Annotated in this window: 14 protein-coding genes; 12 read left to right on the forward strand and 2 right to left on the reverse strand. The window is 70.7% G+C overall.

Annotated elements, in window-relative coordinates:
• The first annotated feature begins 94 nt into the window (after positions 1–94).
• The 3 genes from QFZ27_RS38905 to QFZ27_RS38915 all read left to right on the forward strand — a co-directional run bounded on the left by QFZ27_RS38905 (position 95) and on the right by QFZ27_RS38915 (position 2,276).
• Positions 95–1,222: a Kelch repeat-containing protein gene (locus QFZ27_RS38905; protein ID WP_429232306.1), complete on the forward strand. Its 1,128-nt coding sequence runs from the start codon at positions 95–97 to the stop codon at positions 1,220–1,222.
• Positions 1,219–1,413, forward strand: coding sequence for a hypothetical protein (locus tag QFZ27_RS38910; protein ID WP_429232307.1), 195 nt, complete (start codon positions 1,219–1,221; stop codon positions 1,411–1,413). Before QFZ27_RS38905 ends, QFZ27_RS38910 begins: the two co-directional genes overlap by 4 nt.
• Before the next feature lie 83 nt (positions 1,414–1,496).
• On the forward strand, positions 1,497–2,276 hold the full coding sequence (locus QFZ27_RS38915; RefSeq protein ID WP_429232308.1) for a class I SAM-dependent methyltransferase: 780 nt from the start codon (positions 1,497–1,499) through the stop codon (positions 2,274–2,276).
• On the opposite strand, the gene QFZ27_RS38920 is transcribed toward QFZ27_RS38915, so the two are convergent.
• Positions 2,251–3,717 (reverse strand): FAD-binding oxidoreductase, encoded by a 1,467-nt coding sequence (locus QFZ27_RS38920; protein WP_429232309.1) that lies wholly within the window; start codon positions 3,715–3,717, stop codon positions 2,251–2,253. The genes QFZ27_RS38915 and QFZ27_RS38920 overlap by 26 nt on opposite strands.
• Before the next feature lie 310 nt (positions 3,718–4,027).
• Positions 4,028–4,690: a FadR/GntR family transcriptional regulator gene (locus tag QFZ27_RS38925; protein ID WP_429232532.1), complete on the reverse strand. Its 663-nt coding sequence runs from the start codon at positions 4,688–4,690 to the stop codon at positions 4,028–4,030.
• Between the two features lie 343 nt (positions 4,691–5,033).
• Between QFZ27_RS38925 and QFZ27_RS38930 the strand changes: the two genes are divergently transcribed.
• The 9 genes from QFZ27_RS38930 to QFZ27_RS38970 are packed head-to-tail and all read left to right on the forward strand — an operon-like array spanning position 5,034 to position 15,061.
• Positions 5,034–6,566: an ABC transporter substrate-binding protein gene (locus QFZ27_RS38930; protein ID WP_429232310.1), complete on the forward strand. Its 1,533-nt coding sequence runs from the start codon at positions 5,034–5,036 to the stop codon at positions 6,564–6,566.
• The gene (locus tag QFZ27_RS38935) at positions 6,563–7,516 is read left to right on the forward strand and encodes an ABC transporter permease (protein WP_429232311.1); all 954 of its coding nucleotides are present in this window, start codon (positions 6,563–6,565) and stop codon (positions 7,514–7,516) included. The genes QFZ27_RS38930 and QFZ27_RS38935 overlap by 4 nt, the downstream gene beginning before the upstream one ends.
• Complete coding sequence (locus tag QFZ27_RS38940; protein WP_429232312.1) at positions 7,513–9,357, forward strand: dipeptide/oligopeptide/nickel ABC transporter permease/ATP-binding protein; 1,845 nt, start codon at positions 7,513–7,515, stop codon at positions 9,355–9,357. Before QFZ27_RS38935 ends, QFZ27_RS38940 begins: the two co-directional genes overlap by 4 nt.
• A complete protein-coding gene (locus QFZ27_RS38945) occupies positions 9,354–10,337 on the forward strand; it encodes an ABC transporter ATP-binding protein (protein ID WP_429232313.1) in 984 nt (327 codons plus the stop codon). The genes QFZ27_RS38940 and QFZ27_RS38945 overlap by 4 nt, the downstream gene beginning before the upstream one ends.
• 46 nt (positions 10,338–10,383) lie before the next feature.
• Entirely contained in the window at positions 10,384–11,208 is an 825-nt protein-coding gene (locus QFZ27_RS38950; protein ID WP_429232314.1) for a creatininase family protein, read from the forward strand.
• A gap of 59 nt (positions 11,209–11,267) precedes the next feature.
• Positions 11,268–12,326, forward strand: coding sequence for an extracellular solute-binding protein (locus QFZ27_RS38955; protein ID WP_429232315.1), 1,059 nt, complete (start codon positions 11,268–11,270; stop codon positions 12,324–12,326).
• Between the two features lie 4 nt (positions 12,327–12,330).
• The gene (locus QFZ27_RS38960; protein ID WP_429232316.1) at positions 12,331–13,386 is read left to right on the forward strand and encodes an ABC transporter ATP-binding protein; all 1,056 of its coding nucleotides are present in this window, start codon (positions 12,331–12,333) and stop codon (positions 13,384–13,386) included.
• Positions 13,383–14,276 (forward strand): ABC transporter permease, encoded by an 894-nt coding sequence (locus QFZ27_RS38965; protein ID WP_429232317.1) that lies wholly within the window; start codon positions 13,383–13,385, stop codon positions 14,274–14,276. Before QFZ27_RS38960 ends, QFZ27_RS38965 begins: the two co-directional genes overlap by 4 nt.
• On the forward strand, positions 14,273–15,061 hold the full coding sequence (locus QFZ27_RS38970; protein ID WP_429232318.1) for an ABC transporter permease: 789 nt from the start codon (positions 14,273–14,275) through the stop codon (positions 15,059–15,061). The genes QFZ27_RS38965 and QFZ27_RS38970 overlap by 4 nt, the downstream gene beginning before the upstream one ends.
• Positions 15,062–15,067 lie beyond the last annotated feature (6 nt).

Genomic DNA, 15,067 nt, shown 5'->3' on the forward strand with positions numbered 1-15,067 from the left:
TTCTGAATGCAGCGCGCCGAAGAAGGCGGATGCTTGCACGGATGGCCCCGCCCCGTATCATCAAGATCTCCACGACCACTGCGGGAGGCCCCTGATGGATCGCCGGACCTTTCTCGCGACGGGAGCTGCCACGGCCGCCTTCGGAACCGAAGCGCTCGCCCAGCACGCCGATCACCTGCCGCCGCTGAAGGACGCACCGCCCTCGCCCGCGCCCTATTCCCGCCTGAAGGGCGGAGACTTCGTGCACCATCTCGAACCCGCGCAGGAGGCCCAGCGCGTGTTCGACAGCCCGGCGCCAAAGGGACCGCAAGGCCGCTGGATCGCTCGCGCGCCGCTGCCGATCCCGCGCAGCGAAATGGCCTGGGCGACGGCCTGGTCGGACCGCATGCACATCGTCGGCGGCTATGGCGAAGGCCGCGTCGACCGCGCCTATCACCATGTCTACGATCCCGGTGCGGACCGGTGGTTCGACGCGGCCCCGCTGCCGCGCGGCGCCAACCATGTGGCGGTCACGGCCGATGCCGGCCGGGTCTATGCCTTCGGCGGCTTCATCCAGCAGAACCGCGATCCGGACACCAACGCCTATGCCTATGACGTTGCCGCGGACCGGTGGAGCGCCATCGCCCCCCTGCCCCGCGCCCGCGGCGCCGCCGCGGCCGTGGTGCTGGACGGCAAGGTCCATCTGATCGGCGGGGCCGCGGCACCCGTGGCGGAGCGGGCGAGCGTCGGCTGGCACGAAGTCTACGATCCGCAGTCGGACCGGTGGGAGATGCGCAAGGCCCTGCCGGGCGCGCGCGACCACGTCGGCTGCGTGGCCTATGAGGGCGTGATCCACATCATCGGCGGGCGCTTCAACACCTTCGAGTACAACACCGATCTGCACCACGCGTACCTGCCCGAGCGCGACACTTGGGAGGAGCGCTCACCGATCCCCACGGCCCGGTCCGGGCACGGGCTCGTGGTCTATCGCGGCCGCCTGTTCGCCATGGGCGGCGAGGGCGGCGTCCTCGAGCAGGGCGTGCCGCGGCAGGCCAAGGTGTTCGGGCAGACCGAGAGCTACGACCCGAGGACCGATTCCTGGCAGCAGCACGCGCCGATGCTGACCCCGCGCCATGCCGTCGGCGCGACCGTGCTGGGCGACCGGATCTATGTGGCGGGCGGCGGCGCCGTGCTCGGCGGATCGCTGCAATCGGCCGTCCACGAGGCCTTTGCGCTGGAGTGAAAGGCCTGGGCGTCAAGCTTGCCGCGCGGCTCGCCAGGAAGCGCCTCACGCGCTCGTTCCGCGGCTCCTGCAACGCCGCCGACGCCCGGGCCCAGGGCGAGCACGTCGTCATGGGCGCGCCCAAGAGTGAAATTTTGGTGCTGCAAATGCTGACGAAGGGCCCGGATAGAGGCGGCCGAAGCGACCAGTGACCGACGTCCGGCGAAGATATAGTATCACACGCTCGGGACGCAGAAAGTCATGCCAAGAACTCGCTGGCCAGGATAGGTGGGAAATGGTGTTGAATTGCGCCGACTTTTATGACGCCGAACTGCGTCGGCACAACGAGATCTTCCGATCTGCCGTCAAGGCTGGAAGGCGCGATCGCGTGCTCGATATCGGATGCGGTGCGGGACAATCCGCTCGCGATGCTGCCCGAACCGCGGTGGAAGGCCGCGTGCTTGGCGTGGACGTGTCGGCGCAGATGCTCGATGTCGCCCGCCGGCGCAGCGCAGAAGAGGGATTGCGGAACGTCGTTTTCGAGCAGGGCGACGCGCAGCGGCAGGTATTTCCCTCTGCCGGTTTCGATCTCTGCATCAGCCGATTTGGAGCGATGTTCTTTGCCGATCCGGCAGCGGCCTTCGCCAATATAGGCCGGGCGATGCGGCCTGGGGCGCGCCTGGTGTGGATGGTATGGCAGAGCCAAAGCCGCAACGAGTGGTCGACTGCCATTCAGCAGGCACTTGCACCGGGGACTGCCATGTCGGCGACAACTGCCCCCGCGTTTTCTCTCAGTGACCCTGCCATCACGACCGAAATCTTGAATGCTTCCGGCTTCGGCTCGGTCGATTTTGCCGAGGTGCATGAACCCGTTTTCTATGGTCCGGACGTCGACTCGGCCTATGAGGCCTTGACGGGCTTGTACATGGTCAAGGAGCCGCTGGCCCGGGCGGGTCCGGAGGCTGACGCGGTGCTCCGGCGGTTGCGCGATCTGCTCGAAGCGCACCTGACTGAGGACGGTGTGCTTTTCGACTCGCGGGCATGGATCATCACCGCATACCGGGCCGACGGCTAGCCAACGGGCGCTTCGACGAGGCTGCGGCGCGGAAGTCCACCGCGCCCAGGCCGCCCGGAGCGACCAGATCCTGGATCGCCCCGGCAAGGCCGCGCTCATGGTCGGCGACGAAGCGCTCATAGAAGGCCAGGTTGACCCGGCCGATGCCGTGCTCGGCGCTGAAGCTGCCGCCGAAGCGCCCGGCCGCCTCGCCGAACACCAGCTCGCGCAGCGGCGCCGGGTCGCGCGCCAGGGCGGAGTCGCGCGGCAGCACCAGGTTGAAATGCACGCCGCCATCGCCGACATGGCCGAAATCGCAGATCCGCGCCTCCGGGTGCCGCTGCGCCAGCATCTCGGTCATCGCCCGGCGGAACGGCATCACGTCGGCGCGGGCGAAGCCGAGGTCGAAGGCCACCACACGGCCCTCCGCCGCCAGGCTCTCGCTCAGCACGTGCCGCAGGGCCCAGAACTCGGACCCGCGGCCCGGCATGGCGTCGGCGAGCGGGCTGCCAGGCAGGTCCCAAATCTCCGCCAGCACCTGCTCCATCAGGGCATCGATCGACGGCTCCTGCTCCCGCGGCGCCCAGGAGCGCTCGATCTCGACCAGGATGCAAAAGGGCGGCGGCGAATTCGGCGCGAACGGGTTGCGCAGCCGCTCATGATGCTTCAGCGCCAGCCCGACCGCCGCGCCCGAAATCCCCTCGAACGCCGCCAGATGGTCGCCGACCCGCTCCTCGAACGCGGTCAGCAGCGTCATCACCGCATCGTCGTCGCGCGGCACCAGGATGGCGGTGGCCGATTGCTGCGGCAGGCGCCGCAGTTCCAGCACCGCGCGGGTGACCAGGCCATAGGCGCCGCCGGTGCCGATGAACAGCTGCTTGAGGTCGAGCCCGGTGTTGTTCTTGCGCAGCGGCCGCATCAGGTCGAGCACGGTGCCCTGCGCGTCGGGCAGCACCACCTCGAGCCCCAGCACATGCCGGCGCATGTCGCCATAGCGGATGAAGCGCGCCCCGCCGGTGTTGGTCGCCACCATGCCGCCGACCATCGGGTCGGCGCCGAGGTCGATCGGCAGGACCAGGCCGTGCGGCGCCAGCCCCTGGTTGAGGGCGGACAGGCGCAGGCCGGCGCCGACGGTGGCGCTGCGGTTGGCCGGGTCGATGTCGAACGGCGCCGCGAGCCGGTCGAGGCTGAGCACGCCCTGCGCCCCGCCGGGGTCCGGCGTCGAGCCGGCGACGAGGCCGGTGTTGCCGCCCTGCGGCACCAGCCGGATGCCGTGGCGCACGCAATGGGCAACGACGGCGGAGGCCTCGGCCGTCGTTGCCGGGCGGGCGACGAAGGCGGCTCGGCCGCGGTCGTAGCGGGCGCCGGTCTCATAGGCGGAGAGGTCGTCGGGCGCCGCGAGCAGGCCGCGCTCTCCGAGCACCGCCCCCAGGGCTTGCAGATGGCTGGCCGTGTCGTTCACTCGCGCAGGCTCTCCCGGCGCGGGCCCGGGCGGCGGCCGGCCTCCCTGCCGGTCGGGCCCGCCCCGCAGGACGGCTACTGGCGGCTAGGGACCGCCCTGCCACGACTCTGCGTTGTCACCGTTCAACTTGTCAACTTATGCTTTTTTGCACAACCCGGCCGCAGCGCGTTGGGCGGCCATCTATCAATAAGTTGATTTAAATATACAATTTTTCAGACCACCTCGCCGGCCTGCCTGACAACCACCGCCGAACGGCCCCTGCCGGATCGCCGCTTGTCAAGCAATCCGGTCGCCGGCCTGCTGCCGGACGCTACAGATGGATGCCGTCGAACACCCGCTCCTGCGCATTGCGGATATGGGCCTGCATCGCCTCGCGCGCCTTGATCGCGTCGCCGTCGCGGATCGCCTCGTACACCGCCGCATGCTCGCGCTGGACCATCGCCAGATGCCCGGCCGAATGCAGCACGGAGAAGCTGCGCGCCAGGTCGATGACGTAGTCGAGATGCGGCCGCACCGCGGCCAGCGCCGCCTCGAAATACTGGTTCTGCGTCGCCCGGGCGATGGCGGTGTGGAAGTCGCTGTCCTGCTGCACGCCGATCTTGCCGGTGCGGATCGCCTGGTCAATGGCGTCGAGCTCGCCCTTCACCGCGGCCAGCAGCGCCTCGTTGCGGTTCAGCGCGGCGGCATAGGCGACCTCGCCCTCCAGCGCGATCCGGAACTCGTAGATGCGCCGCACATCCGAGATCGTCTGGATGCCCTGGCCGCCATTCGCCAGCCGCGGCGGCTGCGGCTCGGCCACGCCGACGACGAAGCTGCCCGCGCCCTGGCGGGATTGGATCAGCCCCTCCTCGCGCAGGCGGCGCAGAGCCTCGCGCACGATCGGCCGGGACACGCCGAAGCTCTGGCTCAGCTCCTTCTCGGAGGGCAACTTGCCATCTCCCGGAAACTGGCCGCGCTGGATGCGCCCCAGCATGTCGCCATAGAGGATATCGCTCAGTCTTGGACGTTGAGACACCGGAACCCTTTGCCGCCTGCGGGCCTGATTGTTTGCAAGTGAGGTTACACGTTATGCCGGGAAGCTCAAAGCCCGACCGTCCCGGAAAATGGCACTGCAGCGAAGCTTCTGGGCATCTTCGCCGCCCCGGCCGAACCACACCGCTTCGTCCACATGTTAGTTGACATGTAATTTTCAGCCGGATAGATGTCAAACCCAAGCTCGGAGCACATCGGGCGCAAATCGACATCTCGGCCCCGGGCCATGCGCCTGCGCGCCGGAAACAACAGGGGATGGCATCATGGTCGGGGGTAGCCGTTGCATGACCACGACACGCCGCGCGCTGCTGGGGGCCGGGCTTTCTTTGCCCCTTCTCTCGCTACCGGGCCTCTCGCTGCCGGCACGGGCCCAATCGGCCGACGGCATCCTGCGCTTCGGCCTGTCCGCCTTTCCGCCCAACCTGCAGCCCTGGGTCAGCACCGGCGCCGCCGCCGGCACGGTGAAGCTGATGCTGCACCGCAGCCTGGTCACCTATGACAGCAAGGGCCAGCTGCGCGGCGAGCTGGCCGAATCCTGGTCGGTCGACGACGAGGGCGCCTGGGTGTTCAAGCTGCGCCCCGGCTGCGTCTTCCAGAACGGCGACCCGGTCACCGCCGACGACGTGAAATGGTCGATCGAGCAGATCGCCGGCGAGACCTCGACCGCCTATATGCGCACCCAGTTCCAGGGCATCGCACGCATCGACATCCCCGACCCGCAGACCGTCCGCCTGGTCACCAAGACGCCGACGGCGACGCTGCCGGCCTGGTTCGCCAACTACAACACCTTCGTGCTGTCGCGGAACTCGACGCCGAGCGAGCCGATCGGCGCCGGGCCGTTCCGCCTGGCCGGGCAGGAGCGCGGGACCGCGATCGAGCTCGCCGCCTTCGACAAGTTCTACAAGCCGGGCATCCCCAAGCTGAAGGGCATCCGGTTCACCGTCTATGCCGATGAGAACCTGCGCGTCGCCGCCCTGCAGAGCGGTGATGTCGACATGATCGAATACGTCCCCTGGCAGTCGATGGGCACGGTCGAATCCGACCCGCGACTCAGGCTCGACACGGTCGAGGGGCCGTTCATGTGCGTGCTGTTCAACGCCACCCGGCCGCCCTTCGACGATCCGCGGGTGCGCCGGGCGATCGCGCACGCGGTGAAACGCGAGGACATCGTCAAGGCCGCCTTCTTCGGCCGCGGCAAGCCGCTGGAAGGGGTACCGATCACCGCCGGCACGCCCTGGTACGACGACGAACTGGCGCATGGCTGGGCCTACGACCCCGCCCGGGCCAAGGCGCTGCTGGCCGAGGCCGGGCATCCGGACGGGTTCCAGACCACACTGCTGGCCACCGCCCAGTACGGCATGCATAAGGACACCGCCGAGGTGGTGCAGCAGCATCTCGCCGCCATCGGCATCCGGTGCGAGTTGCAGCTGCCCGACTGGTCGACCCGCGTCGCCCGCGGCACCAAGGGCCAGTACGACATCGCCATCCACGGCCTGGCGGCCGACAACAACGACCCGGACGGTCTCACCGGGGTGCTCGACACCTCGCTGGCGCCCACCCATGGCCGCTCCTTCGGCCTGAAGGCGCCGAGGACCGTCGAGGCGCTGGCCCGCGGCCGGGGCGAATTCGACCCGGCCAAGCGGGTCGAGATCTACAAGGAGATGCAGCGCGCCGCCCTCGAAGAGGTGCCGCTGGCCGGCTTGGCCTGGCGATCGCAGGGCTATGGCCTGGACCGGCGCCTCGCCGGCTTCACCAACCTGCCCGGCGCCCTGACCACCTCCTCCGGCGCGACGCTGGAAGAGACCAGCTTCACATGATCGCCGGGCTGCTCCGCCGCATCGCGACTTCGCTGGCGCTGGCCTGGATCGTCGCGACGATCGTGTTCCTGGCGCTGCACCTGGTGCCCGGCGACCCGGCGGAGCTGCTGCTGTCGACCGGCGGCATCGCGCCCGACCCGGCCACGGTGGCCGAGCTGCGCAGCCGGCTGGGCCTCGACCGGCCGTTGGTGGACCAGTATCTCGACTTCCTGTCCGGCCTGCCGCGGGGCGACCTGGGCAACTCCCTGGTCGACGATTATCCGGTGGCGCAGGAGATCGCGCTGCGCCTGCCGCGCACGCTGGAGCTGATCGTCGCCGGCGCGCTGCTGGCGGTGGTCTTCGGCATCCCGGCCGGGACCTATGCCGCGCTGCACCGCGGCGGCACCTTCGACCGCGTCGCCTCCGGCCTCGCCGCGCTGCTGCTGGCGGTGCCGGTGTTCGTGGTCGGCACCCTGCTGATCCTGCTGATGGCCCAGGCCCTGCGGCTGATGCCGGCGGGCGGCTTCGTGCCGCTGGCCCAGGATCCGATGAAGCACCTGACCCTGCTGGCCCTGCCGGCGATCGCCATCGCCAAGGGGCTGACCGCGATCGTGTTCCGGATGACGCGGTCCTCGGTGCTGGACGCCCTGTCGCGCGACTATGTCCGCACCGCCCGGGCCAAGGGCCTGTCCCCCGCCCGGGTGCTGGTGCACCACGTCGTGCGCAACGCGCTGAGCCCGGTGCTGACCGTGCTGGGCCTGCAGATGGGCACCATGCTGGGCGGCACCGTTCTGGTCGAATACGTCTTCAACTGGCCCGGCCTGTCGACGCCGCTGCTGCATGCGGTCGAGGCGCGCGACTATCCGATGGTGGTCGGGATCGTGCTCACCGTCTCCGGCCTGTTCCTGCTGATCAACCTGGCGATGGACATGCTCTACGCCGTGCTCGACCCGCGGATCCGCGCGGCATGAGGCGCCTGTGGCTCCCCGGCGCGCTGGTCGCAGCCGTCATCCTGCTGGCGCTGCTGGCGCCATGGCTGGGCCTGGCGGACCCGGTGAAGCAGGACATCGCCCAGCGCCTGGCCGGACCGATGCCGGGGTCGCCGCTGGGCCGAGACGAGTTCGGCCGCGACGTCCTGTCCCGCCTGATCTGGGGCGCCCGCACCAGCCTGGGCGTCGCCTTTGCCGCCGCCGCCATCGCCGGCATCCTCGGCACCGCGCTGGGGCTGATCGGCGGCTGGTTCCGCGGCATCGGCGAGCTGCTGGCGGTGCGCAGCATGGACATCATCCTGTGCTTCCCGCCGGTGCTGCTGGCGCTGCTGGTGGTCACCCTGCTCGGCCCCGGCGCCGGCACGCTGATCCTGGTGCTCTCGGTGCTGTACCTGCCCGGCTTCGCCCGGGTCACCTATGCCGAGGTGCTGTCGGCCCGCAGCCACGACTATGTCGAGGCGGTGCGCGCTTTGGGCGCCCCGACCGGCCGGATTCTGCTGCGCACCGTGCTGCCCAACATCGCCGGGCCGGTGCTGGTGCAGCTGTCGCTCGCCGTCGCCGCCGCGGTGGTGCTGGAGAGCGGCCTGTCCTTCCTCGGCCTCGGCGTGGTGCCGCCGGCCCCGTCCTGGGGCCTGATGATCCGCGGCGCCCGCGCCACGATGGAGCAGTCGCCGCTGCTGCTGCTGTGGCCCTGCGCGGCACTGAGCCTGACCATCCTGGCGATGAACCTGCTGTGCGACGGGCTGCGCGACGCGGTCGACCCGCGCACGCCGGCCGCCCGCCCCCGGCCGCGCCTGATCGACCGAGTGCTGCCCGGGCTGCTGCCGCCGCCGGCGCGGACCGATGCGGTGCTGGACCTGCAGGGTCTTACCGTCGAGATCGCCACCCCGCGCGGAACAATCCGGCCGGTCGAGGACGTCTCGTTCTCGGTCCGCCCCGGCGAGACCATGGCGATCGTCGGCGAGAGCGGGTCCGGCAAATCGGTCACCGCCACCGCGCTGATGGGGCTGCTGCCGCCGGCGGCGCGGCCGGTCGCCGGCGCCGCCTGGCTGGGCGAGCGCGACCTGCTGCGGCTGGACGAGCCGGCGCTGCGGGCGCTGCGCGGCGGCGCCATGGCCATGGTGTTCCAGGACCCGATGAGCAGCCTGAACCCGGTGCACCGGGTCGGCGACCAGGTGGCCGAGGCGATCCGCGCCCATCGCCGGACGACGGCCAAGGCGGCGCGGGCCGAAGCGCTGGGCCTGTTCCGGCGCGTCGGCATCGCCGACCCCGAGCGGCGGCTGGACGCCTGGCCGCATGAGCTGTCGGGCGGCATGCGCCAGCGCGTCATGATCGCCATGGCACTGGCCAACCGCCCGGGCCTGCTGATCGCCGACGAACCGACCACGGCGCTGGACGTCACGGTCCAGGCCCAGATCCTGGAGCTGCTGGCCGAGCTGCAGCGCGAGACCGGCACGGCAATGATCTTCATCACCCACAGCCTGGGCGTGGTCGCCGAGATCGCCGACCGGGTCACGGTGATGTATGCCGGGCAGGTGGTCGAGCAGGGCGATGCCGCCGCGGTCTTCGCCGCACCCCTGCACCCCTACACCCGCGCTTTGCTGGCGGCGACGCCGGACGGCGACGGCCAGCCCGCCGGCATCCCCGGCGTGGTGCCGCAGCCCCATGCTTTCCCGGCCGGCTGCCGCTTCGCGCCGCGCTGCAACCACGCCGTCGCGGCCTGCGAAGCGGCGCCGGTGGCGCTCGACGAGGCGCGGGACGGGCATCGGACCCGCTGCGTCCGCTGGCAGGATCTGGCGAACGGGACGGAGGCCGCGGCATGACCATCCCTTCGGCGACGCCGCTGGTCGAGGCCCGGGGCCTGTCCAAGGTCTTCCACACCGGCGGCCTGTTCCGGCGCGGCCGGGCCGTCCAGGCCGTGCGGGCGGTGGATGCCGGCGTGGCCCGCGGCGAGGCGCTGGGCGTCGTCGGCGAATCCGGCTCCGGCAAGAGCACGCTGGGCCGGCTGATGCTGGGGCTGATGCCCGCCAGCGCCGGGACGGTCAGCTTCGACGGCCAGCCGCTCGGCCGACCCTCCGGCCGCGACTGGCGGGCGCTGCGCCGGCGCATGCAGATCGTGTTCCAGGATCCCTATGGCAGCCTCGACCCGCGTCGCCGGGTTGGCGCCCAGATCGCCGACGGCCTGGCCATCCATCGCGTCGGCGACGCCGGGCAGCGCGCCCAGCGCGTGGCCGGGATGCTCGAGCGGGTCGGCCTCGACCCCAGTTATGCGCAACGCTACCCGCATGAGTTCTCCGGTGGCCAGCGCCAGCGCATCGGTCTGGCGCGCGCTTTGGCCAGCGGGCCGGACTTCCTGGTGGCGGACGAGCCGGTCTCGGCGCTGGACGTCTCGATCCAGGCCCAGATCGTGCAGCTGCTGGCCGAGCTGCGCCGCGACCTGGGCCTGGCCATGCTGTTCATCAGCCACGACCTGCCGGTGGTGCGCCACCTGTGCGACCGGGTGATGGTGATGTATCTCGGCCGGGTGATGGAGGAAGGCCCGGCCGAGGCCGTCTTCACCAGCCCGGCCCACCCCTACACCCGCGCCCTGATCTCGGCGACGCCGCAGCTGCGGCCCGACCGCCGCGCCGGCCGCATCCTGCTGGCCGGCGACCCGCCGAGCCCGTCCAACCCGCCTTCCGGCTGCGTCTTCCGCACCCGCTGCGCCCATGCGCGGCCGGCCTGCGCCGAGACGGTGCCGGAGCTGCGCCCCCACGGCGAAGCCCGCCGTGTCGCCTGCATCCGGGCCGAGGAGATCGCCTGAATGACGATCCGGCCCGCCCACCGACCTGCCGACAAGGAGTAGAGCTTTGGCCGCGAAGACGGAACCGAAGGTGCATCTGGGCACCATCACGGGCGGCGAGGCCCGCGAGACCCTGGCGCAGAACCCGGTGATCCTGCTGCCGATGGGCAGCCATGAGGACCAGGGCCCGCACGCCCCGATGGGCGACTACCTGCTGGCCGAGAAGATCGCCGAGCTGGCCGCCATCCGCGCCAGCCAGCGCGGCGTCCGGACCCTGGTGGCGCCGGTGCTGCCCTATGGCGGCGTCGACTGGTTCGGCCCGATGATCGGCGGCATCGCCCTGTCCCAGTCGACCCTGACCAGCGTCATCACCGACATGGTCGGGTCGCTGCACAAAACCGGGCTGACCCGCCTGGTCGTCATCAACGGCCATGGCGGCAATGTCGGGCCGATCGCCGAGGTGGCGCGCAACCTGTACCTGCGCGACGGCACGGTGCTGCCCAGCCTGTACCTCTGGCGCATCGGCTACGGCCTGCTGCCCGGCATCGTCGGGGCCGAGACGTCAGCGAAGGTCGCCGGCCACGGCGCCGACCCGCTGACCAGCATCGGCCTGCACCTGTTCCCGGAGCTGATGCGCCCGGAGATGATGCCGACGGAGCGGCCGGCGAAGCGTGACCCGGTGCTGGACCTGCCCTTCACCGGGCTCGGCACCGCCAGCTTCGACGGCGCCGAGATCGGCATGCCGAACCAGTATGACGAGGTCTACACCCTCGGCGTCGGCAAGGGTGATCCGCGGCTGTGCTCGGCCGAGACCGGCGCGGCCCTGACCGAGAAGCTGACTGAGATCTGCGCCCGCTTCGTCGCGCATTTCGCCGACAAGGTCGCGGCCTGAGTCAGGCCGCGACCGGATTCAATGCTGCCCCGAACGGGGCCAACAATGGGGGCTTCCAGATGCTGACGCGCCGTCTCCTGCTCCAGACCGGGGTCGCGACCCTCGCGGCCCCGGCGATCCTCCGGGCCCAGTCGCCTTCCGGCCAGATCCGGCTGATGTCCTATGCCGACGGCACCTTCCAGGACAACTACATCAAGACCGTCATCGAGCCGTTCCAGCAGGCCTTCCCGGGCGTCGAGGTCGCCTATGCGCCCGGCGGCACCTCGGCCGAGATGCTGGGCAACATCCGCGCCCAGAAGGCGGATCCGCAGATCGACGTCACCATCATGGACGTCACCGCCTCGAACATCGGCAATGCCGAGGGCCTGTTCGACAAGCTGACCCCGGCCGAAGTACCGTCGCTGGAGGAGCTCGTCCCCGAGGCCCGCGCCGCTGGCGGCGAGTTCGGGCCGGCCGTGACCTTCGACCATCTGGTGCTGGTCACCGACGCCGTGAACCTGAAGCCGCCACTGGCCAGCCTGGCCGAGCTGTGGCGCCCGGACCTCAAGGGGCTGCTGGGGATCAGTGCCCCGCCCAACATCCAGGGCCTGGCCCTGACCGTGATGGTCGAGAAGATGCTGGGCGGCGACTACCGGCAGTCGATCGACCAGGCGATCAAGAAGCTGGCCGAGCTGGCGCCGTCGGTGAACACCTGGAACCCCAATCCCGACGGCTACTCCCTGATCCAGAACGGCATCGTCCGCGTCGCTACCGGGTGGAACGCGCGGTCGCAGCGCAAGATCGACGAGACCCAGGGCAAGCTCGGCGCGCTGCTGCCGCCGGAGGGTTCGGTGTTCCAGATCAACACCATCAACCTGACCGCCGGGTCGAAGAACCGCGCCACCGCCGCCGCCTTCATCAACCACGCCTTGTCGCATCAGGCGCAGAAGGCCTTCACCGAGCGGGTGTTCTACGCGCCGACCAACGGCAAGGCGCAGATCGACCCCAAGGTGCTGGCCCGCACCGCCATCGCGCCGGAGAACCGCAGCCGCATGATCGAGGTCGACTGGAGCGAGATCGTCAAGGTGCGCGACAAGTGGAACAACCGCTGGCGCCGCGAAGTGATCTCGGCCGGCTGATCCGATGAGCTATCTCCAGCTGCAGGGCCTGGCCAAGCGCTATGGCGGTTTCGTCGCGGTCGACGACGTCACGCTGACCGTCGGCCGGGGCGAGGCGGTGGCGCTGCTCGGCCCGTCCGGCTGCGGCAAGACCACGACGCTGCGGATGATGGCCGGGTTGATCGCGCCGGATGGCGGCACCATCCGGGTCGACGGCGCCGACATCACCCGCGAGCCGGCGCATCGCCGCAACATGGGCTATGTCTTCCAGTCCTATGCGCTGTTCCCACATCTCAGCGTGGCGCGCAATGTCGGCTTCGGGCTGGAGGAGCGGCGCGTGCCGCGCGCCGAGGCCGCCAGCCGGGTCGATGAGGCGCTTTCCATGGTGCGCCTCGGCGCGCTGGGCGGGCGCCGCCCGCGCGAGCTGTCCGGCGGCCAGCAGCAGCGCGTGGCGCTGGCGCGGGCGCTGGTGATCCGCCCCTCGGTGCTGCTGCTCGACGAATCCCTGTCCAACCTCGACGCCAAGCTGCGCGACGCGATGCGGCACGAGATTCGCGACATTCAGCGCTCGCTCGGCATCACCACCCTGTTCGTCACCCATGACCAGGTCGAGGCGCTGACCATGTGCGACCGGATCGCGGTGATGAATCGCGGCCGGGTCGAGCAGGTCGGCGCGCCGGAGGACATCTATGAGCGCCCGGCGACGCGGTTCGTCGCCGATTTCGTCGGCCGCGCCAACATCCTGCCGGCGACCCGCGGCGCCGACGGGCGCATCGCCCTGTGGGGCACGGCGCTGCCGGTCGCGGCCCCCCCGGCCGGCGAGGTCGACATCTTCGTCCGGCCGCAGCGCATCCGCCTGGCCCCAATCTCCGAGCCCGCGGCCGAGGGCGTGGCGCGGATCCGCGGCCAAGTCTCGCATAGCGTCTTCATCGGCGACCGGATCGAGGTCGTGGTCGAAGGCGCCGGCGGCCAGCTCAGCGTTGAGATGCCGTCCGGCCAGCGCCCGCCGGCCGAGGGCATTGAGGTCGCGGCGATCTGGCCGGCCGAGGACACGCTGCTGTTCCCGCGCGAGGCGCCATGACCGACGTCCTGCACCCCCTCGCCGCTGAACGCCCTGTCCTACCGCCCCGCGGCCGGCGCCTGCCGCTGCCCCTGCTGGTGCTGCCCGCGGCGCTGTTCGTGCTGGCCGTCTATGTCTGGCCGACGCTCGGCCTGTTCCGCACCGCCTTCAACGAGGTCGGGTCGACCGGCGCGATGGTCGAGGCCTGGTCGCTGCAGACCGCAAGCGAGGTCTTCGCCGATTCCTTCACCGCCGAGCTGACCCTGAACTCGCTGTGGCTGTCGCTGGTGGCGACCGCCCTGGCGCTGGCGCTGTCCTATCCGGTGGCGCTGTTCCTGTTCCGCACCCGGTCGCGCTTCCGCGGCCTCTTGGCCGTGGTCGCGATCATGCCCATGCTGGTGTCCGGCGTGGTCCGCATCTTCGGCTGGCTCGCCATCCTCGGCGACCGCGGCCTGGTCAACGGCATCGCCCAGTGGCTCGGGCTGATCAGCACGCCGATGCGGCTGGTGTTCAACTGGACCGGCGTCACCATCGGTCTGGCCGAGAGCATCATGCCCTACATGATCCTGGCGCTGCTGGCCGGGTTCGGCCGCCTCGACCGCACGCTGGAGGAGGCGGCGCGCAGCCTGGGGGCGACGCCGCTGCGCTGCTTCCTGCGCGTCACCCTGCCGCTGAGCCTGCCCGCCATCGCGCTGGCCGCAGGGCTGGGCTTCGTGCTGTCGATGTCGTCCTACATCACGCCGAGGCTGATGGGCGGCGGCCGCATCTTCGTGTTGGCGACCGAGATCTACGAGCAGGCGACCACCAACACCAACTGGCCGGTGGCCGCGGTGCTGGCGATCTACACGCTGGTGCTGCTGCTGGCGCTGGCCGTCGTCGCCCGGTTCGCAGCGCGGAGGCTGCAGCGATGAACGGCGCCGGCCGCGTCCTCTCCACCCTCGCCGGCATCGTCTACGCCATGATCCTGGCGCCCATCGTCGTGGTGGTGGCGCTGGCCTTCTCCGCCGACGACTTCATCGTCTTCCCCCCCTCGGGATACTCGCTGCGCTGGTTCGAGGCGCTGGCCGGCCACGGGCCGCTGCTCGACGCGCTGCTGCTGAGCGCGCAGATCGCCTGCGTGGTCACGGCGCTGTCGCTGCTGCTGGGCGTGCCGGCGGCGCTGGCCCTGAACAAGGGAACCTTCCCGGGGCGCGAGGCGCTGCAGGGCTTCTTCCTGGCGCCGCTGCTGCTGCCGACGCTGATCATCGGCCTGGCATTGCTGCTGTTCTTCACGCCGCTGCACCTGACCGCCACCCTGCCCGGCCTGGTGCTGGGGCACATGATCGTGACCCTGCCCTTCGTCGTCCGGATGATGACCACCGCCTTCTCGACCCTGCCGGACGACATCGAGGCCGCCGCCGCCACGCTCGGCGCCACGCCGTGGCGGGTGGTGCGCCGGGTCACTCTGCCGCTGGCCGCGCCCGGCCTGATCGCCTGCGGGGCGCTGTCCTTCCTGCTGTCCTTCGACGAGACCGTGATCTCGCTGTTCATCGCCGGGCCGCGTGCCTCGACCCTGCCGGTCGAGATGGTGCGCTACGTCGAAGGCCGCACCGACCCGATGGTCGCGGCCCTGTCGGTCGTGCTGATCGCCGCGACCCTTCTCGTCGTCGTCTTGGTCGAACGTCTCGTCGGCGTCGCGCGCGCCGTCGGCAACTAGGGAAAG

Origin of the sequence: Inquilinus ginsengisoli (assembly GCF_050434925.1) — a bacterium.
In the GTDB taxonomy this organism is placed as follows: Bacteria; Pseudomonadota; Alphaproteobacteria; order DSM-16000; family Inquilinaceae; genus Inquilinus; species Inquilinus ginsengisoli_B.